This window comes from Streptomyces sp. YIM 121038, from assembly GCF_006088715.1.
Classification (GTDB): Bacteria; Actinomycetota; Actinomycetes; order Streptomycetales; family Streptomycetaceae; genus Streptomyces.
The window spans coordinates 6913161-6938100 of sequence record NZ_CP030771.1; the positions used below are offsets into that span (position 1 = coordinate 6913161).

At 72.2% G+C, this 24940-nt stretch carries 24 protein-coding genes; 12 read left to right on the forward strand and 12 right to left on the reverse strand.

Annotated features, from left to right (window positions below; all coding sequences use genetic code 11):
- Nucleotides 1-68: 68 nt before the first annotated feature.
- From recA to C9F11_RS29870, 4 genes are all read left to right on the forward strand, one after another.
- Nucleotides 69-1193, forward strand: a complete 1125-nt coding sequence (gene recA / locus C9F11_RS29855; RefSeq protein WP_138962166.1) for a recombinase RecA — start codon at nucleotides 69-71, stop codon at nucleotides 1191-1193.
- Nucleotides 1194-1196: 3 nt separating this feature from the next.
- Complete coding sequence (recX, locus tag C9F11_RS29860) at nucleotides 1197-1916, forward strand: recombination regulator RecX (protein WP_138962167.1); 720 nt, start codon at nucleotides 1197-1199, stop codon at nucleotides 1914-1916.
- A gap of 229 nt (nucleotides 1917-2145) precedes the next feature.
- Nucleotides 2146-2943 (forward strand): helix-turn-helix domain-containing protein, encoded by a 798-nt coding sequence (locus C9F11_RS29865; protein WP_138962168.1) that lies wholly within the window; start codon nucleotides 2146-2148, stop codon nucleotides 2941-2943.
- Nucleotides 2940-5486, forward strand: a complete 2547-nt coding sequence (locus C9F11_RS29870) for an FtsX-like permease family protein (protein WP_138962169.1) — start codon at nucleotides 2940-2942, stop codon at nucleotides 5484-5486. Before C9F11_RS29865 ends, C9F11_RS29870 begins: the two co-directional genes overlap by 4 nt.
- A gap of 144 nt (nucleotides 5487-5630) precedes the next feature.
- On the opposite strand, the gene C9F11_RS29875 is transcribed toward C9F11_RS29870, so the two are convergent.
- The 7 genes from C9F11_RS29875 to C9F11_RS29905 all read right to left on the reverse strand — a co-directional run bounded on the left by C9F11_RS29875 (nucleotide 5631) and on the right by C9F11_RS29905 (nucleotide 12314).
- Entirely contained in the window at nucleotides 5631-6056 is a 426-nt protein-coding gene (locus C9F11_RS29875; RefSeq protein WP_138967136.1) for a rhodanese-like domain-containing protein, read from the reverse strand.
- A gap of 23 nt (nucleotides 6057-6079) precedes the next feature.
- Nucleotides 6080-6631, reverse strand: coding sequence for a cysteine dioxygenase (locus C9F11_RS29880; RefSeq protein ID WP_138962170.1), 552 nt, complete (start codon nucleotides 6629-6631; stop codon nucleotides 6080-6082).
- A gap of 298 nt (nucleotides 6632-6929) precedes the next feature.
- Nucleotides 6930-8714, reverse strand: a complete 1785-nt coding sequence (locus C9F11_RS29885; RefSeq protein ID WP_138962171.1) for an FAD-dependent monooxygenase — start codon at nucleotides 8712-8714, stop codon at nucleotides 6930-6932.
- A 221-nt stretch (nucleotides 8715-8935) separates the two neighbouring features.
- Nucleotides 8936-9847: an amino acid ABC transporter permease gene (locus C9F11_RS29890; RefSeq protein WP_138962172.1), complete on the reverse strand. Its 912-nt coding sequence runs from the start codon at nucleotides 9845-9847 to the stop codon at nucleotides 8936-8938.
- On the reverse strand, nucleotides 9844-10509 hold the full coding sequence (locus tag C9F11_RS29895; protein ID WP_138962173.1) for an ABC transporter permease subunit: 666 nt from the start codon (nucleotides 10507-10509) through the stop codon (nucleotides 9844-9846). Before C9F11_RS29895 ends, C9F11_RS29890 begins: the two co-directional genes overlap by 4 nt.
- Before the next feature lie 92 nt (nucleotides 10510-10601).
- Entirely contained in the window at nucleotides 10602-11441 is an 840-nt protein-coding gene (locus C9F11_RS29900) for a glutamate ABC transporter substrate-binding protein (protein ID WP_138962174.1), read from the reverse strand.
- A gap of 96 nt (nucleotides 11442-11537) precedes the next feature.
- Complete coding sequence (locus C9F11_RS29905) at nucleotides 11538-12314, reverse strand: amino acid ABC transporter ATP-binding protein (RefSeq protein WP_030680539.1); 777 nt, start codon at nucleotides 12312-12314, stop codon at nucleotides 11538-11540.
- A 382-nt stretch (nucleotides 12315-12696) separates the two neighbouring features.
- Here C9F11_RS29905 and C9F11_RS29910 point away from each other — a divergent pair, with 382 nt between their 5' ends.
- Together C9F11_RS29910 and C9F11_RS29915 are read left to right on the forward strand one after the other, a co-directional pair.
- The gene (locus tag C9F11_RS29910; protein WP_138962175.1) at nucleotides 12697-13389 is read left to right on the forward strand and encodes a response regulator transcription factor; all 693 of its coding nucleotides are present in this window, start codon (nucleotides 12697-12699) and stop codon (nucleotides 13387-13389) included.
- A gap of 9 nt (nucleotides 13390-13398) precedes the next feature.
- Complete coding sequence (locus tag C9F11_RS29915; protein WP_138962176.1) at nucleotides 13399-14829, forward strand: HAMP domain-containing sensor histidine kinase; 1431 nt, start codon at nucleotides 13399-13401, stop codon at nucleotides 14827-14829.
- Here C9F11_RS29915 and C9F11_RS29920 read toward each other — a convergent pair.
- Both C9F11_RS29920 and C9F11_RS29925 read right to left on the reverse strand, forming a co-directional pair.
- Nucleotides 14819-15814 carry a TAXI family TRAP transporter solute-binding subunit gene (locus tag C9F11_RS29920; protein WP_138962177.1) on the reverse strand — a complete coding sequence of 332 codons (996 nt, stop codon included), beginning with the start codon at nucleotides 15812-15814 and terminating at the stop codon, nucleotides 14819-14821. The two genes, C9F11_RS29915 and C9F11_RS29920, sit on opposite strands and share 11 nt — an antisense overlap.
- 85 nt (nucleotides 15815-15899) lie before the next feature.
- Nucleotides 15900-16397 carry a MarR family transcriptional regulator gene (locus C9F11_RS29925; protein ID WP_138962178.1) on the reverse strand — a complete coding sequence of 166 codons (498 nt, stop codon included), beginning with the start codon at nucleotides 16395-16397 and terminating at the stop codon, nucleotides 15900-15902.
- Between the two features lie 128 nt (nucleotides 16398-16525).
- Between C9F11_RS29925 and C9F11_RS29930 the strand changes: the two genes are divergently transcribed.
- Nucleotides 16526-17464 carry an MBL fold metallo-hydrolase gene (locus tag C9F11_RS29930; protein WP_138962179.1) on the forward strand — a complete coding sequence of 313 codons (939 nt, stop codon included), beginning with the start codon at nucleotides 16526-16528 and terminating at the stop codon, nucleotides 17462-17464.
- Nucleotides 17465-17495: 31 nt separating this feature from the next.
- On the opposite strand, the gene C9F11_RS29935 is transcribed toward C9F11_RS29930, so the two are convergent.
- Complete coding sequence (locus tag C9F11_RS29935) at nucleotides 17496-18281, reverse strand: SAM-dependent methyltransferase (protein ID WP_138967138.1); 786 nt, start codon at nucleotides 18279-18281, stop codon at nucleotides 17496-17498.
- 319 nt (nucleotides 18282-18600) lie between these two features.
- Between C9F11_RS29935 and miaB the strand changes: the two genes are divergently transcribed.
- Nucleotides 18601-20094 carry a tRNA (N6-isopentenyl adenosine(37)-C2)-methylthiotransferase MiaB gene (gene miaB / locus C9F11_RS29940; protein ID WP_138967140.1) on the forward strand — a complete coding sequence of 498 codons (1494 nt, stop codon included), beginning with the start codon at nucleotides 18601-18603 and terminating at the stop codon, nucleotides 20092-20094.
- Between the two features lie 191 nt (nucleotides 20095-20285).
- Entirely contained in the window at nucleotides 20286-21011 is a 726-nt protein-coding gene (locus C9F11_RS29945; RefSeq protein WP_138962180.1) for a class III extradiol dioxygenase subunit B-like domain-containing protein, read from the forward strand.
- Between the two features lie 469 nt (nucleotides 21012-21480).
- Here C9F11_RS29945 and C9F11_RS29950 read toward each other — a convergent pair whose 3' ends face one another.
- Together C9F11_RS29950 and C9F11_RS29955 are read right to left on the reverse strand one after the other, a co-directional pair.
- Nucleotides 21481-21756 (reverse strand): antitoxin, encoded by a 276-nt coding sequence (locus C9F11_RS29950; RefSeq protein WP_138962181.1) that lies wholly within the window; start codon nucleotides 21754-21756, stop codon nucleotides 21481-21483.
- 24 nt (nucleotides 21757-21780) lie between these two features.
- Nucleotides 21781-22092, reverse strand: coding sequence for a hypothetical protein (locus C9F11_RS29955; RefSeq protein WP_138962182.1), 312 nt, complete (start codon nucleotides 22090-22092; stop codon nucleotides 21781-21783).
- A gap of 182 nt (nucleotides 22093-22274) precedes the next feature.
- Between C9F11_RS29955 and miaA the strand changes: the two genes are divergently transcribed.
- The 3 genes from miaA to dapF all read left to right on the forward strand — a co-directional run bounded on the left by miaA (nucleotide 22275) and on the right by dapF (nucleotide 24791).
- On the forward strand, nucleotides 22275-23213 hold the full coding sequence (miaA, locus tag C9F11_RS29960) for a tRNA (adenosine(37)-N6)-dimethylallyltransferase MiaA (protein WP_138962183.1): 939 nt from the start codon (nucleotides 22275-22277) through the stop codon (nucleotides 23211-23213).
- Between the two features lie 107 nt (nucleotides 23214-23320).
- Nucleotides 23321-23812 carry a hypothetical protein gene (locus tag C9F11_RS29965; RefSeq protein WP_138967142.1) on the forward strand — a complete coding sequence of 164 codons (492 nt, stop codon included), beginning with the start codon at nucleotides 23321-23323 and terminating at the stop codon, nucleotides 23810-23812.
- An 82-nt stretch (nucleotides 23813-23894) separates the two neighbouring features.
- A complete protein-coding gene (gene dapF / locus C9F11_RS29970; RefSeq protein ID WP_138962184.1) occupies nucleotides 23895-24791 on the forward strand; it encodes a diaminopimelate epimerase in 897 nt (298 codons plus the stop codon).
- Nucleotides 24792-24940: the final 149 nt, after the last annotated feature.

Sequence of the window (24940 nt, forward strand, 5' to 3'; positions counted from 1 at the left end):
CATTGTCAGTGGCAGGCGTTAGCGTCTTTGACGTGAAGCGATCGACTCAAGCAAACCGGGTGGAACCCATGGCAGGAACCGACCGCGAGAAGGCGCTCGACGCCGCGCTCGCACAGATTGAACGGCAATTCGGCAAGGGCGCGGTCATGCGCATGGGCGAGCGGTCCCAGGAGCCCATCGAGGTCATCCCGACCGGCTCGACCGCGCTCGACGTCGCGCTCGGCGTCGGCGGCATCCCGCGCGGCCGTGTGGTGGAGATCTACGGCCCGGAGTCCTCCGGTAAGACGACCCTCACGCTGCACGCCGTGGCCAACGCGCAGCGGGCTGGCGGCGCCGTCGCCTTCGTGGACGCGGAGCACGCCCTCGACCCGGAGTACGCGAAGAAGCTCGGCGTCGACATCGACAACCTCATCCTGTCCCAGCCGGACAACGGCGAGCAGGCCCTCGAGATCGTCGACATGCTGGTCCGCTCCGGCGCGCTCGACCTGATCGTCATCGACTCGGTGGCGGCCCTGGTGCCCCGCGCCGAGATCGAGGGCGAGATGGGCGACTCGCACGTGGGTCTGCAGGCCCGGCTGATGAGCCAGGCCCTGCGGAAGATCACCAGCGCGCTCAACCAGTCGAAGACCACCGCGATCTTCATCAACCAGCTGCGCGAGAAGATCGGCGTGATGTTCGGCTCCCCGGAGACCACGACCGGTGGCCGGGCGCTGAAGTTCTACGCCTCGGTGCGCATGGACATCCGCCGCATCGAGACCCTGAAGGACGGCACGGACGCGGTCGGCAACCGCACCCGCGTCAAGGTCGTCAAGAACAAGGTCGCGCCCCCCTTCAAGCAGGCCGAGTTCGACATCCTCTACGGCCAGGGCATCTCCCGCGAGGGCGGCCTGATCGACATGGGCGTGGAGCACGGCTTCGTCCGCAAGGCCGGTGCCTGGTACACGTACGAGGGCGACCAGCTCGGCCAGGGCAAGGAGAACGCCCGTAACTTCCTGAAGGACAACCCCGACCTCGCCAACGAGATCGAGAAGAAGATCAAGCTGAAGCTGGGCGTCGGCGTCCGGCCGGAGAGCACCGAGAGCGAGCCCGCCGCGGACCCGGCGGGCGAGGCACCGGCGGCCGACGCCGCCAAGACGGTGCCCGCTCCGGCGGCGAAGGCCACGAAGTCCAAGACCGCGGCGGCCAAGAGCTAGGCCGTGACGCGACGTACCGACTGGGCGGAGCACACGGACCCCCCGGGAGGCGGCCACTGGAGTGGCGGCGGACCGGAGGGGGCGGGTGCCGAAGCCGACGGCCCGTGGAGCGGCGACCAGGAGGGCCGGGGCGGCCGCCGTCGGCGGCGCGGCGGCTTCGGCAGCCACCAGGACAGCGGTTCCCCGTCCTCGTCGAGGGCCGAGAACGGGGAACCGCCCTCGGGGGATCCCGCTGAGCGGGCGCGAGGCATCTGTTTGCGCCTGCTCACCGGGACGCCCCGCACGCGCAAACAGCTGGCCGACGCCCTGCGCAAGCGGGACATCCCCGACGACGTGGCGGACGAGGTGCTGTCCCGCTTCGAAGAGGTCGGCCTGATCAACGACGAGGCCTTCGCGGACGCCTGGGTCGAGTCCCGGCACCACGGCCGGGGCCTCGCCCGCCGGGCCCTGGCCCGCGAGCTGCGGACCAAGGGCGTGGACGCGACCCTGATCGACGAGGCCGTCGGCCAGCTCGACGCGGAGCAGGAGGAGGCCACCGCCCGCGAGCTCGTGGCCCGCAAGCTGCGCTCCACCCGCGGCCTCGACCGCGACAAGCGGCTGCGCCGCCTCGCGGGCATGCTCGCCCGCAAGGGCTATCCGGAGGGCATGGCGCTGCGCGTGGTCCGCGAGGCGCTGGAGCAAGAGGGAGAGGACACGGAGGACCTCGGGTACGAGAGCCTCTGAGCGGACACCGGACCCACCGGGGCCGTCGCCCGCCGGACCCACCGGGGCGTCGCCTCGGGAGGACCTCCGGCGGTGAGGTCCGACGGGCCTCCGGGTGCGGCCCCGGCCCGAGGCGCCCGAGGTCCCGGGTGATCCCCGAAGCGAGATCCCTGTAGGGGGGTTAACCCCCCGTACAAGACGCCTGGTTGCCACCGTGCACAGGAACCTGTGCACAGGCGACTGTGTACGCATGGTTCACCACCAGGGCAGAAGCGAGGGGCGCGCCCCCAGCGGGGCCGCGAAAGATGGTCCGGTCGCGAAGTCCGGTCCCCCCGTCGGGTCCGGCCGCGCCGGGGCCGACGAGACCGGTCGCGCCGACGGCGCCGTGCCCGCTCCCGAAGAGCTGAGTGACCTGAAGGTCCTCAAGGCGCTGGCGCAGCCCCGGCGGCAGCAGATGCTCCAGCACCTCACCGTGCACGGGCCCGCCACGTCCGCGACCCTGGCCCGGGCCCTTGGCCTCAACACCGGGGCGACGAGCTACCACCTGCGCGAGCTCGCCCGGTACGGCTTCGTCGAGGAGACGGACGGCGCCGGGCACGGGCGCGAGCGCTGGTGGCGTGCGGTGCCCGGGGACCGGCGCTTCCCGCCGCGCAGTCGGCAGAACGCCGAGACGCGGCTCGTCATGGACGAGCTGAACCACCTGTCGTACGCCGCCGACCTGGAGCTCTTCGAGCAGCTCCAGCGCGAGAGCGGCGGCGCCGAGGCCGACGAATGGGCCGACGCCTTCCCGTACTCGCGCGGCACGATGCGGCTGACGGTGGCCGAGCTGCGCGACTTCTTCGAGGAGTACATCGCCCTCCTCAACCGCTACAAGCGCTCCGACGGAGACACCCCGCCCGGGGCCCGCACCGTCCTCACCCGCCTCCTGGCCTTCCCCGCACCGACGGACGCACCGGTCGCCGGGCCGGCCGCCGCACCGTCGGACGCCGGGGCGGCCGTCCCTCCGGGCACCCCCGACGACAACAGAAGAGAGACCGAGACCTCATGATGCTGCGCTACGCACTACAGACGATCCGCGACCGGAAGGGCGGGTTCCTGGGTGCCTTCGTCGCGTTGATGTGCGCCGCCGCGCTCATCACGGCCTGCGGCACGCTCCTGGAGACGGGCCTGCGCGGCACCATCCGCCCCGAGCGCTACGCCGCCGCCCCCGTGCTCGTCTCCGCCGATCAGAACGTGCACCAGACCACCGTCAAGCACAAGAAGGGCAAGACGAAGGTCAAGCACAAGGCGAAGCCGATCGCCGAACGGGCCTGGCTGCCGCGCGAGGTCACCGAGCGGCTCGAGGGCGTGCCGGGCGTCGGCACGGTCGTACCCGAACTGACCTTCCTGGCGCAGCCGTTGACGCCCGCGGCCAGTGACCCGGACCGTCCCGCGTACGGGCATGCCTGGTCGTCGGCCTCCCTCGCGCCCTTCCGGATCGTCGACGGACGCGCCCCGCGCGCCGCGGCGGACCTGGTCGTCGACCGCGGCCTCGCCGAGCGCGCCCGGCTCAAGCCCGGTGACCGGCTCACCGTCCAGTCGACGCGGGCTCCGCGTACGTACCGTGTCTCGGGCATCGCCGCCCCGGACGGCGGCGGGGCTGCCCTCGCGCACCAGACCGCACTGTTCTTCTCCGACCGCGAGGCCGAGCGGCTCGCCGACCACCCCGGCCGGGTCACCGCCCTCGGTGTCCTGCCGGCCGACGGCACGTCCGCGCAGGCGCTCAAGGGGGCGGTCAAGGAGGCCCTCGACGGTACGACCGCGCAGGTCAGCAGTGGTGACGGCCGTGGCTCCGTCGAGTTCCTCGACGCGGCGGGCGCACGGGTGAAGCTCGTCAGCATGGGCGGCGCGATGGGCGGGACGTCCCTGCTCGTCGCCGTGCTCGTGGTCGTCGGCACCTTCGCCCTGTCCATCCAGCAGCGTTACCGCGAACTGGCTCTGCTGCGGGCCATCGCCGCCAGCCCGAAGCAGCTCCGCAAGCTCCTCGGCCGTGAGGCGCTCCTCGTCGGGGCGGCCGCCGGCGTCCTCGGCTCGCTGGCGGGCATCCCGCTCGGAGGGCTGCTGTACGGGAAGTTCATCGACGAGGGAGTGGTTCCGGCGACGCTCGACCGGGTCGTCAGCTTCTTCCCGCCGCTCGTGGCCGTCGCCGCGACGCTGTTCGGCGCCTGGGCGGCCGCGCGCGTCTCCGCCCGACGCATCGCCCGCATCCGCCCCGGGGAGGCCCTGGCCGAGGCGAGTGTGGAGCGTACGCGGCTCTCCTGGGTGCGCATCGCCGCCGGTCTGCTCCTCCTCGCGGGCGGTGTCGTCCTCGTGCTCGTCCTCAGCGTGCTGCGGACCGAGCCCGCGTCGACTCCCGTCACGTTCCTGGCCGTTGTGGTGCTCGCTTCGGCCGTCGCTCTGCTCGGCCCGCTCGTCGTCCGGGCGTCGGCCGCCGTGCTCGGCCGGGTGCTGCGGCTCACCGGCCCGGTCGGGCGGCTCGCGCACGCCAACCTCCGGGGGAACGCCGCCCGCATGGCCGCCGCCGTCACCCCGCTGGTGCTGCTCATCGGCATGACGTGCACGGTCCTCTTCACGCAGCCCACCCTCACGGCCGCCGCCCGTGCCGAGGCGCGCGACGGTGTCCGGGCGGACTGGTCGCTCGCCGCGCAGGGCCCCGGCGTACCGGCGGCGGCCGCGCGGCGGCTGCGGGCGGCCGAAGGCGTCGAGGCCGTCACCGAGGTCGTCCGCACCACGGTGCGCGTCGGGCTCGACAAGTACCCGGCGCAGGGCGTGACTCCGGCGGGCCTCACCCGCACCTGGGACCCGGACGTCACCGCGGGCTCGCTGGCGTCCTTCGGCGCGGGTGACGTCGCCGTCAGCGAACTGGCCGCCGACCGACTCGGCCTGAAGCCGGGCAGCAGCCTTAAGCTCACCCTCGGCGACGGCACACCGGCCACCCTGAAGGTCGGCGCCGTCTACGCGCGCGGGCTCGGCTTCGGCGATCTGACCCTGGCGCACGACCTGGTCGCCCGCCACGTCGACAACCCGCTCGCCGCCACGGCCCTCGTCAGGAGTGACCGTACGAAGAATCAACTCGCGGCGACCCTGCGGGAGTTCCCGAACGTGCGGGTGGATTCCCCCGACGCCGTCGACCGTCTCCAGGCCGAGCGCGGCCAGTCGAGCGCCGACGTGAACCTCCTCGCCATGGGGCTCGTGCTGGCCTTCACCGCGATCGCCGTCGTCAACACGCTCGCGATGTCGGTCTCGGAGCGGGTCCGGGAGTTCGCGCTGCTGCGCCTCGCGGGCGCCACGGGCCGCCAGGTCCGGGGGATGCTGCGTACCGAGGCGCTGTCGGTCCTGCTCATCGCGACCGCCCTGGGCAGCGGGATCGCCCTCGCCGTCCTGACCGCGTTCAGCGTCGGCATGACCGGTTCCGCCGCCCCCGTGGTCCTGCCGCTGCTGTACGTCGCCGTGGTCGCCGTGGCGGGGCTGCTCGCCCTGATGGCGACGGCGCTGCCCGGCCGCGCCGCTCTGAAGCCGCTGCCGGTCACGGTCGCGTCGGCCAAGGAGTAAGGGGCGGTAAGCAAGGGCGGGCGCCCCTTACTCACGCTCCTACGGGAGCGCGGTACGGGGCGCCCACGCGTGCCCGGGAACCCGTACGCGGCCCGGGAACGCGTGGGCGGCCCCGGGAACGCGTACGCGGAGGGAAGAGGGCAGTCATTCGGTGACGGGGAACCCGGCCGCCTTCCAGGCCTGGAAGCCACCGACGAGGTCGGTCGCGTGCCGCAGCCCGAGCTGGCGCAGGGAGTGGGCCGCGAGGCTCGACGCGTAGCCCTCGTTGCAGACGATGACGATCTCCAGGTCGTGGCTGACGGCCTGGGGGGCACGGTGGCTGCCCTGGGGGTCGAGGCGCCACTCCAGTTCGTTGCGTTCGACGACCAGCGCCCCCGGGATCAGGCCGTCGCGCTCGCGCAGTGCCGCGTACCGGATGTCGACAAGGAGGCCACCGGACCGGTCGATCTCGTGCGCCTGGCGGGGCGTGACCCGGTCGAGGTCGCGCCGTACGCGCTCCAGGAACTCTTCTATGCCCACGGGTGCGAGCGGCTCGTCGGCGGTCGCCGAGGCCGCCGGTACACCCGGGATTCCGTTCAACTCAAGGCCCGCACTCACTGCCAGTCCTCCGGACGCTCGACGTGCTCAAGGCGTAGCACGTCACCGGTGCGGCTGTAGCGGCGGATCCGTGGAAGTGGCGGATAGTACGCGTGCACGGAGACGGCGTGCTCCGTAGGGGACTCGTTGAGCACCTCGTGCACGTGGTTGCGGCCGAACGCCCGTCCCTGTCCGGCGGGCAGTTGCCGCTCGCGGTCGATGCCTTCGGTGAGTTCCAGGGTCTTCCAGCCGTCGGTGGGCAGCCGGGCGGCGAGGGAGTTCTCCTTGAGGGCGCCCGACGCGGTGGTGAAGGCGCCGACCGACTCGGCGTGGTCGTGCCAGCCGGTACCGGTGCCGGGCGGCCACCCGATGAGCCAGGCCTCGCTGCCGCCGGGCCCGTCCAGGCGCACCCAGGTGCGGCCCTCGGGGTCGAGGGGGAGCGAGGCGACGAGATCGGTGTCCGCGGCGGCGCGGCGCACGAAGTGGAGGAGGTCGGCCGAGGTGGGCGGGGCCACCCGGGAACCGGCGGGGGAGGGCAAGGGGGCAGGGCTGGAGACAGACGCTGACATGGGACCGTCCTGGGAGTTCGCGGAACGGCGCGCCGACGACGGGCGCGCGAGAAGGGTGGTGATGGCGAATTCAGCAGGACGGCTGACACACACAGCCCGCATAGCGGACGAGGTCCATGTGGACCCTCCGCCACAAGCGGACAGCGGTGTCGGTCATGGTCCGGAGTAGACCATGACCGTGGGAAGTGGTCAACTCGCTCTCAGCATGCGGTCGGACGGTCGTTTCTGGTTCAACAGCAGCTGTCTACGGGGCCTCGGACAGCCGTTTGACCCGGCCGGGAGGCCTTGGCTCGGCGGCCTACGGGGAGGGCTTCTTCGGCTCGTTCGATGGCCCGGTGGCGGGTTTCCCCCCGGCTGCTCGGCCACCCTTCGCATCGGAACCGGGCGTCTCGTGGGCTGTCCGGTCGGCTGCACGGGCGTCGTCGGGCTCGCTGCCCGGCTTCCCGGGGGCGGCCCCGGCGTCCTTCGGGCCGCCGTCCTCCTTCGGCGCGCCCTTCGCCCGCCCCTTCTCCGGCGTTTCCCGCACCGCCTTGCCCAGGGCCGCCTCGGCGGCCGCGTAGAGCTCCGCGGGGCGTACGCCGTTCAGCGCGGTGACCAGACGGCCGTCCGGGCGTACGAGCAGGACCGTGTGCGCCGCGGCGCCCGGGTAGCTCTCCGCGACGAGGAGCTCGGCGGGGGCCGGCAGCGCGGTCACCGCGGCGGCGAGACGGGGCATGATCCCGGCCTTCATCCAGTGCCGCCGGTCCCACACGACGGTTCCGGGCGCCACGAGCACCACGAGGAACTGGCTGAGGCCGAACCGGTCCCGCAGCCGTACGACGGAACCGTCGGGAGCCGTCACGGCGACGTCGATGACCGGGGCGCCCGACTCCGTGGCCACGAGCACCGTGGAGTCCGAGCTTCCGGGGGACAGGGGCGAGTCGGCGTACGCCCCCGGCGCGCCCAGCTGGCCGCGCCCCACATGGCCGTCCGTGAGCAGTGCGTCCTGACCGCGTGCGGCCCCGGGAACGTACGAACGCAGCCCACCGCCGCCGCGGAGCACGGGCAGCGACTGGTCGGCGGCGCGCAGGCGCGCGGCCACGGCGGCGCGCCGCTCGGTCTGGTAGCTGTCGAGGAGCGCGCCGCTCGCGCCGTGGTGCCAGGCGAGCGCCAGCTTCCAGGCGAGGTTGTCGGCATCCCGGAGGCCTTCGTCCAGGCCCTGGGTGCCGACGGCGCCCAGGAGATGGGCGGCGTCCCCGGCCAGGAAGCAGCGCCCGGACCGCCAGCGGCGGGCGAGCCGGTGGTGGACCGTGTGGACGCCGGTGTCGAGCAGGTCGTACGGCGGGGTGGCGCCGCACCAGCCCGAGAGGGTCTCCCGGACGCGGGAGACGAGGGCGTCGGGCGTCACCAGGTCGCCGCGCGGCGGCAGCAGCCAGTCGACCCGCCAGACGCCGCCCGGCAGTGGACGCGCCGTCACCTCGGGGCCCCCGCCGGGCCACGGCGGGCTCCGGTGCAGCAACGCTTCGCCGGGCCAGGGAAGTTCCGTCCGCAGGGCGGCGACGGCGTGCCGCTCGACCGCGGTGCGCCCCGGGAAGCGGATGTCGAGCAGTTTGCGGACCGTCGACCGGGGGCCGTCGCAGCCGACGAGATAGCTGCCGCGCCACCAGGTGTCCTTGGGCCCGCGGGTGTGGGCCGTGAGTCCCGAGGCGTCCTGCTCCAGGGTGTCCAGCTTGCTCTCCACCGCGACCTTCACGAGCCGCTCGTCGACGATGGCGTCCCGCAGCGCACCGGTCAGCACGTGCTGCGGCACGTGCAACGGCGAGGGCATCTCGTCACTGAACGTGAGCTGCCGCATCACCTGCTTGCGCCGCATCGACCGCCAGCCGCCCCAGCGCGCTCCCGTGTCCGGGCCCCCGAAGGACACCCCGCAGAGGCGCTCGACGAGTGCCGCCGTGTCCTCCCGCAGGACGACGGTCCGCGCGGGGCGCTGCTCGTCCTTGCCGGGCCCCTCGTCCAGGACCACGGTGGGAACCGAGTGGCGGGCGAGAGCCAGGGCGAGCGTGAGCCCCACGGGGCCCGCGCCGACGACGATCACCGGGTCCACGGCGCACGGCCTCCTGCCAGGACTGCCCGCGAGCGCTGGACGTACGTACAGGAAATGGCAGTTGAAACCCGGTGCACGATCACAGAACGTATGCAACCCACTGCTGGTTCCTGCGTCAAGCGACGAAGGCAGTGGCGTGATCGCCACTGCCTTCGTTCTTGCAGATCATCGGGTGAGCGTCCGGGAGGGCGGCTCGGGCCGTACGGGACACTGGGCGAGGGTCAGATGAATCCTCCGCCCGCACCGCCTGCGCCACCCGCGCCTGTCGCCGCCGTTCCCGCGATGGTCGCCGGATCCACCACCGCGCCGGTGGACTTCTTGCCCCGCCGCAGCCGCCGCTCCAGCCAGCTCGCGAACGTCGTCAGAATGAAGTTCAGCACGATGTAGATCACCGCGACGACCGTGAAGCTGGCGATGACATTGGCGCCGTAGTAGCCGCTCATCGTGCTGACGGTCGACAGGAGCTCGGGGAAGGTCAGCATCGCGCCGCCGAGCGCGGTGTCCTTCACGATGACCACGATCTGGCTGACGATCGCGGGCAGCATCGCCGTGACCGACTGCGGCAGGAGCACGGACCGCATGGTCTGGCCCTTGCGCAGACCGATGGCCTTGGCCGCCTCGGTCTGGCCCTTGGGCAGGGCCAGGATGCCCGCCCGTACGATCTCCGCGAGCACGGAGGCGTTGTACAGGACGAGACCGGTCACGACCGCGTACATGGGCCGGTCGTCGGAGGAGACGTCGCTGTACTCGGCGAAGGCCGCGTTGGCGAACAGCATCAGGATGAGGACCGGGATCGCGCGGAAGAACTCCACGATCGTGCCGGCCACGATGCGCACCCACAGGTGGTCCGAGAGACGCGCGATGCCCAGCACCGCACCCAGGGGCAGCGCGATGACCATGGAGTACGCGGCCGCCTTGAGCGTGTTCTCCAGGCCGGGCCAGATGTACGTCGTCCAGGACCTGCTGTCCGTGAAGAAGGGCTTCCACTTCTCCCAGTCGAGCTGGCCCTTGTCCGACAGGGCGTTGTAGACCCACCAGCCCACCAGGCCGACGGCGACCAGGAAGACCACCGAGTAGATGATGTTGCGCTGTTTGGCGCGGGGGCCCGGGACGTCGTAGAGGACGGAGTTCATCGCTTGACCGCCACCTTCTTGCTGACCCAGCCGAGGATCAGGCCGGTCGGAAGGGTGAGGCAGATGAAGCCGAACGCGAAGACGGCGGCGATCGCGATCGTCTGGGCCTCGTTCTCGATCATGCCCTTCATCAGCAGGGCCGCCTCGGCGACACCGATCGCGGCGGCCACGGTGGTGTTCTTCGTGAGCGCGATGAGGACGTTGGCGAGCGGAGCCACCACCGAGCGGAAGGCCTGCGGGAGCACGACCAGGGTGAGGACCTGCGTGAAGCTCAGGCCGATCGCGCGGGCGGCCTCGGCCTGGCCCATCGGCACGGTGTTGATGCCCGAGCGCAGCGCCTCACAGACGAAGGCGGCCGTGTAGGCGGTCAGACCGAGCACCGCCAGGCGGAAGTTGGTCGCGTCGATGGTCGACGCACCCAGGTCGATGAGCAGCGTCTGGTTCAGGCCGAGCGACGTGAACACGATGATGATGGTCAGCGGAATGTTCCGCACGACGTTGACGTAGACGGCTCCGAAGCCGCGCATGAGGGGAACGGGGCTGACGCGCATGCCCGCCAGCACGGTTCCCCATATCAGGGAGCCGACCGCTGAGAGTCCGGTGAGTTTCACCGTCTCCCAGAAGGCCCCCCACAGGTCATAGCCTTCAAGAAAGTCGAACACGTTCTCCCGCGCTTCCGCGTAGAGGGACAGCTTCCGCGTAGAGGGCGAAGGGGCGCGCCGCCATGGTGAGCGGCACGCCCCTCACGTCCTGCTTACTTGACGATGTCGCCGATCTTCGGGGCGGGCTCGTTCTTGTAGCTGGCCGGGCCGAAGTTGTCCTTCACGGCCTTCTCCCACGACCCGTCCTTGACCATCGCGGTCAGCGCGTCGTTGATCTTCTTCTTGAGGTCGGAGCCCTTCTTGACGCCGATCCCGTAGTTCTCGTTGGTCATCTTGAAGCCGCCGAGCTTGAACTTGCCCTGGAAGTTCTTCTGCGCGGCGTAACCGGCGAGGATCGAGTCGTCGGTGGTGAGCGCGTCGATCGCCTTGCTCTGCAGGCCGGTCAGGCACTGCGAGTACGCGCCGTAGTTCTGGAGCTGCGCCTTGGGCGCCAGCTTCTCCTTGACGTTCTGCGCCGAGGTCGAACCGGTCACCGAGCACAGCTTCTTGCTGTTCAGGTCCTTCGGCGACGTGATCGACTTGTCGTCGGCGCGGACCAGGACGTCCTGGTGGGCGAGCAGGTACGGGCCCGCGAAGTCGACCTTCTCCTCGCGCTCCGGAGTGATCGAGTAGGTCGCCGCGATGAAGTCCACGTCACCGCGCTGGAGCATCGTCTCGCGGTCGGCGCTCTTGGCTTCCTTCCACTCGATGTCGTCGGCCTTGTGGCCGAGCTTCTTCGCCACGTAGGTGGCGACATCGACGTCGAAGCCCTCGTACTTGCCGTCGGGCGTCTTCTGGCCGAGGCCGGGCTGGTCGAACTTGATCCCGATGGTGATCTTGTCGCCCCCGCCGGAGCCCTTGTCGTCCTTGTCGTCGTCACCGCCACACGCGGTGGCCGTGAGGGAGAGCGCGAGCAGAACGGAGGCTGCCGCGGTGACCTTGCGAACCTTCATGGTGAACATCCTTCGTTTCGGCGGAGGTTGGGGGAGACGCTGCCGAGCGTCATGCGTGCGATGAGGCGTCCCGCGCGCGGGAGCGCGTGCGGCGCGTCAGTGGTGCAGGATCTTCGACAGGAAGTCCTTGGCACGGTCGCTGCGCGGGTTGCTGAAGAACTGGTCCGGCGTGGCCTCTTCGACGATCCGGCCGTCCGCCATGAAGACGACCCGGTTGGCGGCCGAGCGGGCGAAGCCCATCTCGTGGGTGACGACGACCATGGTCATGCCGTCCCGGGCGAGCTGCTGCATCACCTCGAGGACCTCGTTGATCATCTCGGGGTCGAGCGCCGACGTGGGCTCGTCGAAGAGCATGACCTTGGGCCCCATGGCGAGCGCCCGGGCGATCGCCACACGCTGCTGCTGGCCGCCGGAGAGCTGTGCCGGGTACTTGTCGGCCTGGGTGCCGACGCCCACGCGGTCGAGCAGACCGCGTGCCTTCTCCTCCGCCTCCGCCTTGGCCGTCCTGCGCACTTTGACCTGGCCCAGCATCACGTTCTCGAGCACGGTCTTGTGCGCGAAGAGGTTGAAGGACTGGAAGACCATGCCCACGTCGGCGCGGAGCCTGGCGAGCTCCTTGCCCTCCTGGGGCAGCGGTTTGCCGTCGATCGTGATCGCGCCGGAGTCGATGGTCTCCAGGCGGTTGATCGTGCGGCACAGCGTCGACTTGCCGGACCCGGAGGGCCCGATCACGACGACGACTTCGCCGCGGGCGATGGTCAGGTCGATGTCCTGGAGGACGTGCAGTGCGCCGAAGTGCTTGTTGACGTTCTTCAGCACGACAAGGTCGTCCGCCGCGGGTATGGCGTCCTTGGTCACCGATACTTCGGTCACGGCTTGTTGCTCCATCCTCCTCGGGTTGGGAGGACAGTAGTAACCCGGTGCGACCAGCGTCATTACATCTGAGGGGAAATTGAGCATAACGATCCGGCCGCAACCGGACACTCCGTGTGAAGAGGGCGCCCCTCGCGCGTACCGGGTGCATAACGGAACGTGTCCGTGACCCGAAGGGCCTTGACGCGGTCCTTATCCATCGGCGTGGATGCCTTGGGGTGCGAGGAAGCGCCCGGCACACCGCTGGACCCGCGCGCACGCGCGCGTACGAGACGCCTACGACAAAGGGCGTACCCCGCACGCGAGCGGGAGCGGAACGATCAGTGAACTGACGGTACGACCGATGAACTACAGGGGAGCCTATGGGCTGGAGGAGGGCCGCATGAGACTGCTGCTCGTCGAGGACGACGACCACGTGGCCGCCGCCTTGTCCGCGGTCCTGGCCCGGCACGGCTTCGCCGTCACCCACGCGCGCAACGGCGAGGAGGCCCTCCAGGCCCTGCTGCCGGGCGACGCGGCGCCCTTCGGGGTGGTGCTCCTCGACCTCGGCCTGCCCGACCAGGACGGCTACGAGGTCTGCGGGAAGATCCGCAAGCGCACGCGGACCCCGGTCATCATGGTGACGGCCCGCGCCGACGTGCGTTCCCGCATCCACGGCCTGAACCTCGGAGCCGACGACTACGTGGTGAAGCCGTACGACACCGGGGAGCTCATCGCGCGCATCCACGCGGTCACCCGCCGCCCGTCCTCGGCCGAGGCCGCCGCGGCCCCCGCCGAGACGGAGCTGCGGCTCGGCAGCGTACGCATCGAACTGCCCACCCGTCAGGTCAGCGTGGACGGTGCCAAGGTGCAACTGACCCGCAAGGAGTTCGACTTGCTCGCGCTGCTCGCCCAGCGGCCCGGGGTGGTCTTCCGCCGGGAGCAGATCATCAGCGAGGTGTGGCGCACCAGTTGGGAGGGCACGGGCCGCACGCTGGAGGTGCACGTCGCGTCCCTGCGCGCCAAGCTGCACATGCCCGCCCTGATCGAGACCGTGCGCGGAGTCGGCTACCGGCTCGTCGCCCCGGCGTCGTAGCGGGTCCAGGTGCGCGCCCGTCTCCTGCCGCTGCTCATCGTCCTGATGGCGGGCGTCCTGCTGGCCCTGGGCTTCCCCCTCGCCGTGAGCGTGGCGTCGGCCCAGCAGCAGAAGGTCGTCGTCGACCGTATCGACGACACGGCGCGCTTCGCCTCGCTCGCGCAGTTCGTCACGAAGCGGCCCGCCGGTTCGCGCATGCGCGACAAGGACGAGCGGCGCGAGACCCTCCAGAAGGAACTCGACTACTACAACGAGGTCTACGGCATCAAGGCGGGCGTCTTCTTCCGCGACAGGTACCCCATGGCGCACGCCCCGGCCGCGTGGTTCCTGCCCGGCGCGGGCCACCCCGTGAGCGACGCCTTCGACGAGGCGCTGCGCTCCCGAGGGAGCCACGACCCGCCCCAGGTGTGGCCCTGGCAGGAGGGCGGGCGCATCGTCGTGGCGTCACCGGTGATCCGCGACGGAGACGTGGTCGCCGTGGTCGTCACCGACTCGCCCACCGGGCGCATGCGCGCGAAGACCCTGCACGGCTGGCTCCTGATCGTCGCGGGCGAGTCGGCGGCGATGCTCCTCGCGGTCGGCGCCGCGCTGCGCCTCACCCGCTGGATCCTGCGTCCGGTGGGCGTCCTGGACGCGACCACGCACGACATCGCGACCGGGCGCCTAGCCTCCCGGGTCGCGGCGGCCGGCGGGCCGCCGGAACTCCGGCGCCTGGCCCGTTCGTTCAACGAGATGGCCGACCACGTCGAGGACGTCCTGGAGCAGCAGCGCGCCTTCGTCGCCGACGCCTCCCACCAGCTGCGCAACCCCCTGTCCGCCCTCCTCCTGCGCATCGAGCTGCTCGCCCTGGAGCTGCCCGAGGGCAATGAGGAGATCGCCTCGGTCCGCACCGAGGGCAAGCGTCTCGCCCAGGTCCTCGACGACCTCCTGGACCTGGCGCTCGCCGAGCACGCCGCGGCGGACCTCCAGCTCACCGACATCGGCGAGCTGGCGGCCGAGCGCGTGGCGTCCTGGCGGCCGCTCGCCGAGGAGCGGGGCGTCCGCCTGGAGGGGCACTGCCCGGCGACCACCGGCTGGGCGGACCCGATCGCGCTGTCCAGCGCCCTGGACGCGGTGATCGACAACGCCCTGAAGTTCACGCCGGAGGGGGAGCGGGTCGAGGTGCGGGTCGCCTCGGCCGACGCGACGACGACGGTCGTCGTCACCGACGGCGGCCCGGGCCTCACCGACGACGAACTGGCCCGCATCGGCGACCGCTTCTGGCGCAGCAACCGCCATCAGAACGTCAAGGGCTCCGGCCTCGGCCTGTCGATCTCCCGGGCGCTGCTCGCCGCGGGCGGCGGCTCCCTGGTGTACGCGCGTCACGAGCCGCACGGCCTGAAGGCGACGGTCGGGGTGCCCCGGCAGGCTCCCGCGGGCCCGCCGACGGCTAGGGCTTGACCGAGCGGTAGTAGCGCCGCGCGCCCTCGTGCAGCGCCAAGGGGTGCGTGTACAGGGCCGTCCGCAGGTCGACCAGTTGCGCGGCGTGCACGCGCGCGCCGATGCGGTCGCGGCTGTCGATGACCGTACGGGTCAGGCCCTCGGTGAGCTTCGGGTCGGCGCGGTCGGTGGTCACCAGGAGGTTGGCCACGGCCAGGGTGCGCACGGACGCGTTCTGCTGGGCATCGGGGTAGGCGTCGGCGGGCATGACGGCGGCCCGGTAGTAGCGCGACTCGCGGCCTTGCCGGTGCAGGGCGTCGACGAGGTCGCCGAGCGGTACGAGACGGATGCTCAGGCGCTCGGAGAGCTTCTGCACGGACGTCGTGGGCAGTCCGCCGGACCAGAAGAAGGCGTCGATCTTGTTGCGCCGCAGCAGCTCGGGCGCGGTGTCTATGCCGGCGGGCAGCGCTGTGAGGTCCTTCCTCAGGTCGAGCCCGGCGGCCTGGAGAACGCGGTCGGCGATCAGATGCACCCCGGAGCGTGGCTGCCCGACGGCGACCTTCTTGCCGCGCAGGTCCCGCGCCGACGTGATGTCCGAGGAACGGCGCACGACGATGTGCACGTAGTCGTCGTAGAGGCGGGCACAGCCCCGCAGCCGGTCCGCTCCGGGGCCGCCGTCCAGTCGGTACTTCTCCACGGCGTCGGCCGCCGCGATGGTGAAGTCCGCCTTCCCGGTGGCCACCCGCTGCACGTTCTGCTGCGACCCCTGGCTGTTCAGGAGGTCGATGGTGACGTCCGGCATGTCCTTGGCGGCGGCGCTCCGCAGCAGGTTCCCGTACGTCTCGTAGACGGCGCCCTTGACGCCGGTGCTGAAGCTCATCCGCCCCTTGGGCGACGCGTCGCCCACCGGGAGCAGCCACCACAGGAGCAGCCCGAACACCACGAGACCCGCGGCCGAGCCCTGGAGGGCGCGCCGACGGGTGAGGTGGGGCAGGGCCGCGAACATGGGCGCGATCCTGCCATTTCCCTCGCCGCGGTGACCAGGGGCGGGGTCGGCCCAGCGGAAGGCCGTTCTCTTCGGGTGCCGCGTTCTAGCGCACCACGGCCCGGGTCAGCAGCTCGTGGAGCGTGTCCTGCTCCCGGTCCGACAGGGCGCTGAGGGGTGACTCCTTGGAGAGCGACGCCATCAGGCGCTCGCGCAGGGCGGTGCCCCGGGGGGTGAGGACGAGTTGCTTGGCGCGGCGGTCGCTGGGGTGGGGGCGGCGCTCGACGAGCCCCTGCTCCTCCAGGCGGTCGGAGACGAACGTGGCGTTGGACGGCTCGCAGCTCATCCGCTGTGCCAGCTCGCGCAGGGTCAGGGGCCCGGTCAGCTCCCGCAGCGCGACGGCCTGCGGGGCGGTCAGGCCGAGAGCGGTGGCGTGCTCGCGCACGTGCGTCTCGATCCGCCGGGCGAGGGCGTTCACGAGGCCGCAGACGCGCCAGTCGGCCGTCGGGAGGTCCTCGTCCGTCTCCGGGGCCGCCTCCGCGCTCGCGACCGCCGTACGGCCCGCCTGGCCGCCTTCCCGAGCGTTCCCGTGCGTGTTCGCCATGGCTCCCAGCCTACTCAGTCCATGCAACTCAAATGGTTGCAACTCAAATGGTTCTAGCTCTAACGTTTTCCTCGGCGCGGCGGCATGAGGGTCGCGCCGACGGCCGAACCGACTGCCCTGGAGGCTCCATGCCCACGCCCGAGAACACCGCTGACGCGCCGGTCGACGCTGTCGCACGCCCGCGTGCGGCAGACGCCGCCGAGCGGCTCCACAGGCCCGCCCGCACCCGCACGTTCCCCCTCGGTGAACTGCGCGTCAGCTATGTGGCGGACGGTGCCGTGGGCCTCAAACCCCGCGGCTGGCTGCCCGCCGCGACCGACCGCGACTGGGCGACGTACGCGGACCACCTGGACGAGCGCGGGCACCTCGTGGCGAGCGTCGGCGGGCTGCTCGTCGAGCACGGCGACCGCGCCCTGCTGATCGACGCCGGGTTCGGCCCGCAGGCCTTCCCGGACGCCCCGGACAACCCCCTGATAGGCGCCCTGCGCAGCGGCCGGCTCCTCGACAGCCTCGACGAGCTGGGCCGCGCCCCCGGCACGATCGAGGCGGTCGCCTTCACGCATCTGCACGGCGACCACCTCGGGTGGGCCTGGAACCCCGCCCCGGGCAGCACCGAGCCCGCCTTCACCCGGGCCGCCTACCTCTTCGCGAAGCCCGAGTGGGACCAGCGCCACCTGGCCGCGAGCCACGGCGCGACCGAGGAGGTCCTGGCCGTCCTCGCGCCCAAGGTGCGCACGCTCACCGACGGCGAGGAGGTCTTCCCCGGCGTACGCGCCCTCGTGCGGCCGGGCCACACGGTGGGGCACGTGACCTTCGAGATCACCTCGGGCGGGCAGCGGCTCCTGGCCTTCGGCGACGCCCTGCACTCGCCGGTCCAGGTCGCCCACCCGGAGTGGTCGGCGGCCGTCGACCACGACCCCGGCGTCGCGGCCGAGTACCGCCACTGGCTCGTGAACGAGCTGACCGAGCCCGGCACGCTGGGCTTCGGCGTGCACTTCGCCGACGTGGTCTTCGGCCGGGCGGAACGGGACTCCCGGGGGCGCACGGTCTGGGCCCCGCTGCCCTGACAGCCGCGCAGGGGTCCGTTGGGCGTGCGGCTCAGTCCTTGCGGGCCACGCCCGCGTACATGGCCACCTCGTCCGGCAGCGCCGCCGGATCGCCGCCGGTCCCTTCCGGGCGCCAGCGCGAGCACGAGACCACGCCGGGCTCCAGCAGGTCGAGGCCCTCGAAGAACCGGGCCACCTGGTCGGGCGTGCGCTGCGTCAGCTTCGGAGTGCCGTGCTCGTTCCAGAAGGCCACCGCCGCGTCCACGTCCGGCATCGCCGGGCTGGTGATCGTGTGCGAAAGGACCAGATGGCTCCCGGCGGGCAGGGCGTCCATGAGGCGGCGTACGAGACCGTAGGCCTCCTTGTCGTCGTCGATGAAAATCACGACCCCCAGGAGCATCAGTGCGACCGGCTCACTGAAGTCCAGGGTCCGCGCCGCGTGCTTCAGGACGCTCTCGACGTCCCTCATGTCGGCGTCCAGGTAGTCGGTGCGCCCCTCCGGGGAGCTGGTCAGCAGGGCACGCGCGTGCGTGAGGACCAGCGGATCGTTGTCTACGTAGACGATGCGTGACTCCGGGGCGATCCGCTGGGCCACCTCGTGCGTGTTGTCGGCCGTCGGCAGGCCGGTGCCGACGTCGAGGAACTGGCGCACCCCGAGGTCGGTCACCAGGTGGCGCACCGCACGGCCCAGGAACAGCCGGTCCGCGCGCGCGTAGTCACCGATCCCGGGGTGCAGCTCGCGGATGCGGTCGCCCGCCTCCCGGTCGACCGCGTAGTTGTCCTTGCCGCCGAGCCAGTAGTTCCAGATCCGCGCCGTGTGCGGCTGCGCGGTGTTGATCCGGCTCCGTACGGCGTCGGCGGCGTCCTTGGGGGACGGTTCCGGGGCGCTTGGCGGAACCTCGGGGGAAGGGTTCCCGGTCACGTGATCGCCTCCTGGCGCGAGGGGTGGGCCGGTGCGGTTGGCAACACGCAATCTAGCGGGGTGAGTTGGGTGCCCAGGACCGGACCGCCGCAAGGGAGTGCCCGGCCCGGCCGCTTGGGCACCGCTCCGAGGTGCCGGCTCCGCCGGGCCGGGGCCGCCGGGCCGCTCCGCACGGTGTACTGATCCAAGCCTTTACCCTGGACGGGTGAGCGGTGACGACGTGGCTGGTGGAGCAGTGGACGGATTGAAGACCTACGAGGTACGCACCTACGGGTGCCAGATGAACGTCCACGACTCCGAGCGCCTCTCCGGGCTCCTGGAGGGCGCGGGGTACGTGCGCGCCCCCGAAGGCTCCGACGGCGACGCCGACGTCGTGGTCTTCAACACGTGCGCGGTGCGTGAGAACGCCGACAACCGCCTGTACGGCAACCTCGGCCGCCTCGCCCCGAGGAAGGCCTCGCGCCCCGGCATGCAGATCGCCGTCGGCGGCTGCCTGGCGCAGAAGGACCGGGACACCATCGTCAAGAAGGCCCCCTGGGTCGACGTCGTCTTCGGGACGCACAACATCGGCAAGCTGCCGGTCCTCCTGGAGCGCGCCCGCGTCCAGGAAGAGGCGCAGATCGAGATCGCCGAGTCCCTGGAGGCGTTCCCCTCGACGCTGCCCACGCGCCGCGAGAGCGCGTACGCGGCCTGGGTGTCGATCTCCGTCGGCTGCAACAACACCTGCACCTTCTGCATCGTGCCCGCCCTGCGCGGCAAGGAGAAGGACCGCAGGACCGGCGACATCCTCGCCGAGATCGAGGCCCTCGTCGCCGAGGGCGTCTCCGAGATCACGCTCCTCGGCCAGAACGTCAACGCGTACGGCTCCGACATCGGCGACCGTGAGGCCTTCAGCAAGCTCCTGCGCGCCTGCGGCGCGATCGAGGGCCTGGAGCGGGTCCGCTTCACCTCGCCGCACCCGCGCGACTTCACGGACGACGTGATCGCCGCGATGGCCGAGACGCCGAACGTGATGCCCCAGCTGCACATGCCGCTGCAGTCCGGCTCGGACCCCGTCCTGAAGGCGATGCGCCGCTCCTACCGTCAGGAGCGCTACCTGGGCATCATCGAGAAGGTCCGCGCCGCCATCCCGCACGCGGCCATCACCACGGACATCATCGTGGGCTTCCCCGGGGAGACCGAGGAGGACTTCGAGCAGACCCTGCACGTGGTCCGCGAGGCCCGCTTCGCCCAGGCCTTCACCTTCCAGTACTCCAAGCGGCCCGGCACCCCCGCCGCCGAGATGGACGGCCAGATCCCCAAGGAGGTCGTGCAGGCGCGCTACGAGCGTCTGGTGGCCCTCCAGGAGGAGATCTCCTGGGAGGAGAACAAGAAGCAGGTCGGCCGCACCCTGGACCTCATGGTCGCCGAGGGCGAGGGCCGCAAGGACGGCGCCACGCACCGCCTGTCCGGCCGCGCCCCCGACAACCGCCTGGTCCACTTCACCAAGCCGGACACCGAGGTGCGCCCCGGCGACGTGGTGACCGTCGAGGTGACGTACGCGGCGCCGCATCACCTGCTCGCCGAGGGCCCCGTGCTCGACGTGCGCCGCACGCGCGCGGGCGACGCCTGGGAGAAGCGCAACACCGCCGAGGCCGCGAAGCCGGCCGGTGTCCTGCTCGGCCTCCCGAAGGTCGGCGTCCCGGAGCCCCTTCCGGTGGCCACGGGCGGCGGCTGCAGCCTCGACTGACCGTTCGCGGCCGGGTGCCCCGCACGGGCACCCGGCGCGTTCCGCGTCCCGCCCCGCCTCCATCGCCTGCCCCGTCTCCTTGCCGGGGCAGGGCGCCCTGTCGAGGGCGGCCCCTGTCGGCGGGTGCTGTGTCGGCCGCGCCCCGGCGGTCGCCCTCCCCGCTGTCCGCGGGGAGCGTTACGCTGCGGATCATGCTTGTCGCCGCCGCCGTCTGCCCCTGCCCGCCGCTGCTCGTGCCCGAGGTCGCCGCGGGCGCCGCGCCCGAGCTGGACGCCGCGCGCGCGGCCTGCTCGGACGCGATCGCCGTCCTCGCGGCCTCCCGGCCGGACCTCCTGGTGGTCGTCGGCCCCGCCGACCGGAGCGGCCGTGGCCCTCATGCGCAAGGCGCCCGTGGATCGTTCCGCGGCTTCGGTGTGGACCTCGACGTCACGCTGGGCGAAGCGTCCCCCGGGCAGGGCGCTGCGGCGCCGGAGCGAGAGCTCCCGACGTCCCTGGCCGTCGGCGCGTGGCTGCTCGGCCGCACGAAGTGGTCGGCCGCGCCCGTGGAGGGCCTCGGCGTGGGGGAACCGCTCGAGCCCGAGCGGTGCATCCAGAGCGGGGAGGGAATCGCCGCCCGCGCGGACCGGGTGGCGCTGCTGGTCATGGGCGACTCCAGCGCCTGCCGCACGCTGAAGGCGCCCGGCTATCTCGACGACCGGGCGGAGGGCTTCGACGCGCGCGTCGCCGAGGCCCTGGGCGCGGCGGACGTGGCGGCGCTCAAGTCCCTGGACGCCGAGCTGGCGTACGAGCTGAAGGCCGCCGGCCGCGCCCCCTGGCAGGTGCTCGCGGGCGCCGCCGAGGGCGCGGGCCTGCGCGGAGCCCTGCTCTTCGACGACGCGCCCTACGGGGTGGGCTATCTGGTGGCGGCCTGGTCCTAGGCGGGCCTGGCGGCGGCCTGACCATGAGCCGCGCCTGAGGGCGCGGCGCCCGTGGGCCGCCAGTGCCCTCAGCGGGCCGGTCAGCAGCCCTGGTGGGCCGTGAGCAGCCCTGGTGGGTTGCCGAGCAGCCCTGGGTGGGCCGTGAGGTCCCGGTCGGCCGCCGAGCAGCCCTGGCGGGCCCCGAGTGGCCTCGGTGGCCCGCCGACGGCTTCGGCGGGCTCACCTGGCTCTGGCGGACACCTGACGGCTTTGGTGAGCCCGTGCTGGCTCCGGCGGACACCTGACGGCTCCGGCGGACACCCGACCATGGCTCCGGCGGACACCCGACGGCTCCGGCGAGTCCGTGCTGGCCCCGCCGTACACCCGGCTTCGGTGAGCCCGCGATGGCCCCGCCGGACACTTCGAAGGCCCCCCGCGCACGCCGACGGCCGTGAAGCTGAGCGCGCTTCACGGCCGTCCGTCGGTGTGTTCAGGAGGCCGACGGGGGTGACGGCGACGACGGGGGAGTGGTGCCGTCCCCCGTGCCCTTGCCGTCGTGGCTCCCGGCGAGGCGATCCAGGGCGTCCTTCGCCTTGCCCGTCCCCGTCTGGATCTTGTCGCTGTACTTGCCCTTGGTCTTGCTGTCGACCATCTTCGCGGCCTTGTCCAGGCCCTGGTCGATCTTGTCCCCGTGCTGCTGCGCGAGGCCGGAGACCTTGTCCTTCGCGGGGGCGAGCTTGGCTTTCAGATTCTGCAGGAAGCCCATCGGTTCACCTTGCCTCACCGGGAGTCACTTGCGGGCGCCCTCACCGGCCTCGTTGTCGGCCGCTTCCTGGGCGGACTGCTGCTTGGGGATCTCCACGTTCTCCGAGGCGGCGGCCTCGGAGGCCTCCGCCTTGTCGCCCGTATCGTCCTTGCCGTCCTCGGCCTCGGCCTTCGCCTCGCTCGTGGCATCGTCCGCGGCGGCCGCCTCGGCCTCGGCGGTCTCCGTGTCATCGGAAGACTCAGCGGCGCCCTCCGGCTCCGCCGTGAGCGTCGCCGCCGCCGCCTCCTCAGTCGATGCCTCGGACTTCTTGCGACGGAACCGTGAAAAAACACCCATAACTACTCCATACGTTACTCGTGTGGGCGAAATCCCGCGCCGCCCGGTGCGTCCGATTGCGTCGCCCGGGTTACCCGGCCTCGAAACCGGCGGCCGGGACCTCGCAACAGGCAACGAACCCGCAGCCGTGCCGTCACGTAGCTCGTTCGGGCAGTCGCGGCGTGATTTGCGAGACTGGGGCGGTGAGTAGTGCAGCCCCCGCCCCGCGGGTCATCGCCGTCGTCGGGCCCACCGCGGCCGGAAAGTCCGATCTGGGAGTCTTCCTGGCGCAGCGCCTCGGCGGCGAAGTCGTCAACGCCGACTCGATGCAGCTGTACCGAGGGATGGACATCGGTACCGCCAAGCTGACGCCGGCCGAGCGCGCCGGCGTCCCGCATCACCTCCTGGACATCTGGGACGTCACCGAGGCCGCGAGCGTCGCCGAGTACCAGAAGCTGGCGCGCGCCGAGATCGACCGGCTGCTCGCCGAGGGCCGCTGGCCGATCCTCGTCGGCGGCTCGGGCCTGTACGTCAGGGGGGCCGTGGACCACCTGGACTTCCCCGGCACCGATCCCGCCGTGCGCGCCCGTCTGGAGGGCGAGCTGGAGCTGCACGGCCCCGGCGTGCTCCACGCCCGGCTCGCCGCCGCCGACCCCGGAGCCGCCCGAGCGATCCTGCCCGGCAACGGCCGCCGTATCGTCCGCGCCCTGGAGGTCATCGAGATCACGGGGAAGCCCTTCACCGCCAACCTGCCCAGCCACGAGTCCGTGTACGACACCGTCCAGATCGGCGTCGACGTGGGCCGCCCCGAGCTGGACGAACGCATCACCGTGCGCGTGGACCGCATGTGGGAGGAGGGGCTCGTCGACGAGGTGCGCGCGCTGGAGGCGCAGGGGCTCAGGGAGGGGCGCACGGCATCCCGCGCGCTCGGCTATCAGCAGATCCTCGCGGCGCTCGCGGGGGAGTGCACCGAGGAGGAGGCGCGCGCCGAAACCGTACGCGCTACCAAGCGTTTCGCGCGCCGTCAGGACTCGTGGTTCCGCCGTGACCCCCGGGTGCACTGGCTCAGCGGAGCCGCCGTCGACCGCGGGGAACTCCCCGGGCGAGCAGCGGCGTTGGTCGAACGAGCGGTCACAGCCTGATCACGTGATGGCATCGGGACGCTCCGCCGGTCATCGCGGCACCTGACGCCGTGCCATCATCGACCATCGATCGACCAGTGGAGTCCGAAGTGGGAGGGCGCGTGGCGATGGAGGCCGGCCCTCGTGACACCGCACATGACGGCGAGCGGCACACCGCTCCGGACGGAGCGCGGCTCAGCCCGGACGGCCCGGAGAGCCAGGACGTGACCGCGGGCGGCGTGACCGACGACGGACCCTCCGAGGCGGAGCTCGCCGCGGAGCCCGAGGTCGAGGTCGAACTGCGCCCCCAGCGCCGGCTGCGCATCTGGCAGCTCGCGCCGATCGTGATCCTCGCCGCCGTCGGCTCCCTGATGTTCGCCTTCCCGCTGGCCTTCGAGTTCGGCGACGGCGGTGCCGTGGTCGCGATGCTCGGGCTGCTCATCAGCTCCTGCGCGGCGGGCTGGGGCATGATGGCCGCCCGCCGCGTCGGCTACACCTGGCCGGGCCTGCCGGAGCGCGGCTCGGGGCGGCGCCCGGACTGGCGGGTGGTCGGCGCGTACACCCTGGTCGTCGCCACCGCCGCCGTCCTCGCGGTGTGGCGGGTGGCCCGGCTCCGCTGAGCCGGAAGGCCGCGCGGGGCCGCTCTTCCGGCGGTGTCGTACCCACCCCGTACGTGTCGTACCCACCCCGTACGATCGAGGAATGAGCACGCCGATCGCCTTCCTCAAGGGGCACGGGACCGAGAACGACTTCGTGATCGTCCCCGACGCCGACAACACCATCGAGCTGTCCCCGGCCGCCGTGGCGGCCCTGTGCGACCGGCGCGCGGGCATCGGTGGCGACGGCCTGTTGCACGTCGTGCGCTCCGCCGCGCACCCGGACGCGCGGCATCTGGCCGACGAGGCCGAATGGTTCATGGACTACCGCAACGCGGACGGCTCGATCGTCGAGATGTGCGGCAACGGCGTGCGCGTGTTCGCGCGCTACCTCCAGCGCGCGGGACTCGTCGCCGAGGGCGACCTGGCCGTGGCCACCCGCGGCGGCGTGAAGCGCGTGCACATCGCCAAGCCCGCCACCCCCGGTGGCCCGGACGGGGACGTCACCGTCGCCATGGGCAAGGCCGTCCTCCCCGAAGGCGACGTCACGGTGTCCGTGGCCGACCGCCACTGGCCCGCGCGCAACGTGAACATGGGCAACCCCCACGCCGTCGCCTTCGTCGCCGACCTGGCGCACGCGGGCAACCTCTACGAGCCGCCGCCGTTCACCCCGGCCACCGCATACCCGGACGGGGTGAACGTGGAGTTCGTGGCCGACCGCGCCCCCCGCCACGTCGCCATGCGCGTGCACGAGCGCGGCGTCGGCGAGACCCGCTCGTGCGGCACGGGCGCGTGCGCCGTCGCCGTCGCCGCCGCCCGCAGGGACGGCCTGGACCCCGCGGCGACCGGCGCCCCGGTGACGTACACCGTCGACGTGCTCGGCGGCACCCTGGTGATCACAGAGCGGCCCGACGGCGAGATCGAGATGACGGGCCCCGCCGTGATCGTCGCCGAAGGCGAGATCGCCCCGGAGTGGCTGGCCGCGGTCACGCGCCGAGGGTGATGCCGGGGGCGGGCCGCTGACCGCCCGGGGGAGCGCCGGGCCTGCCGCGCGCGTGGCGGCAGGCTCTGCCCGAGGTCCGGGCGCCGCCCGCCCGAAGCCGGTGAGGGCGCCGGGCTCCCGGCCTGCCGGCCCTCGGCCGGAGCGTCAGG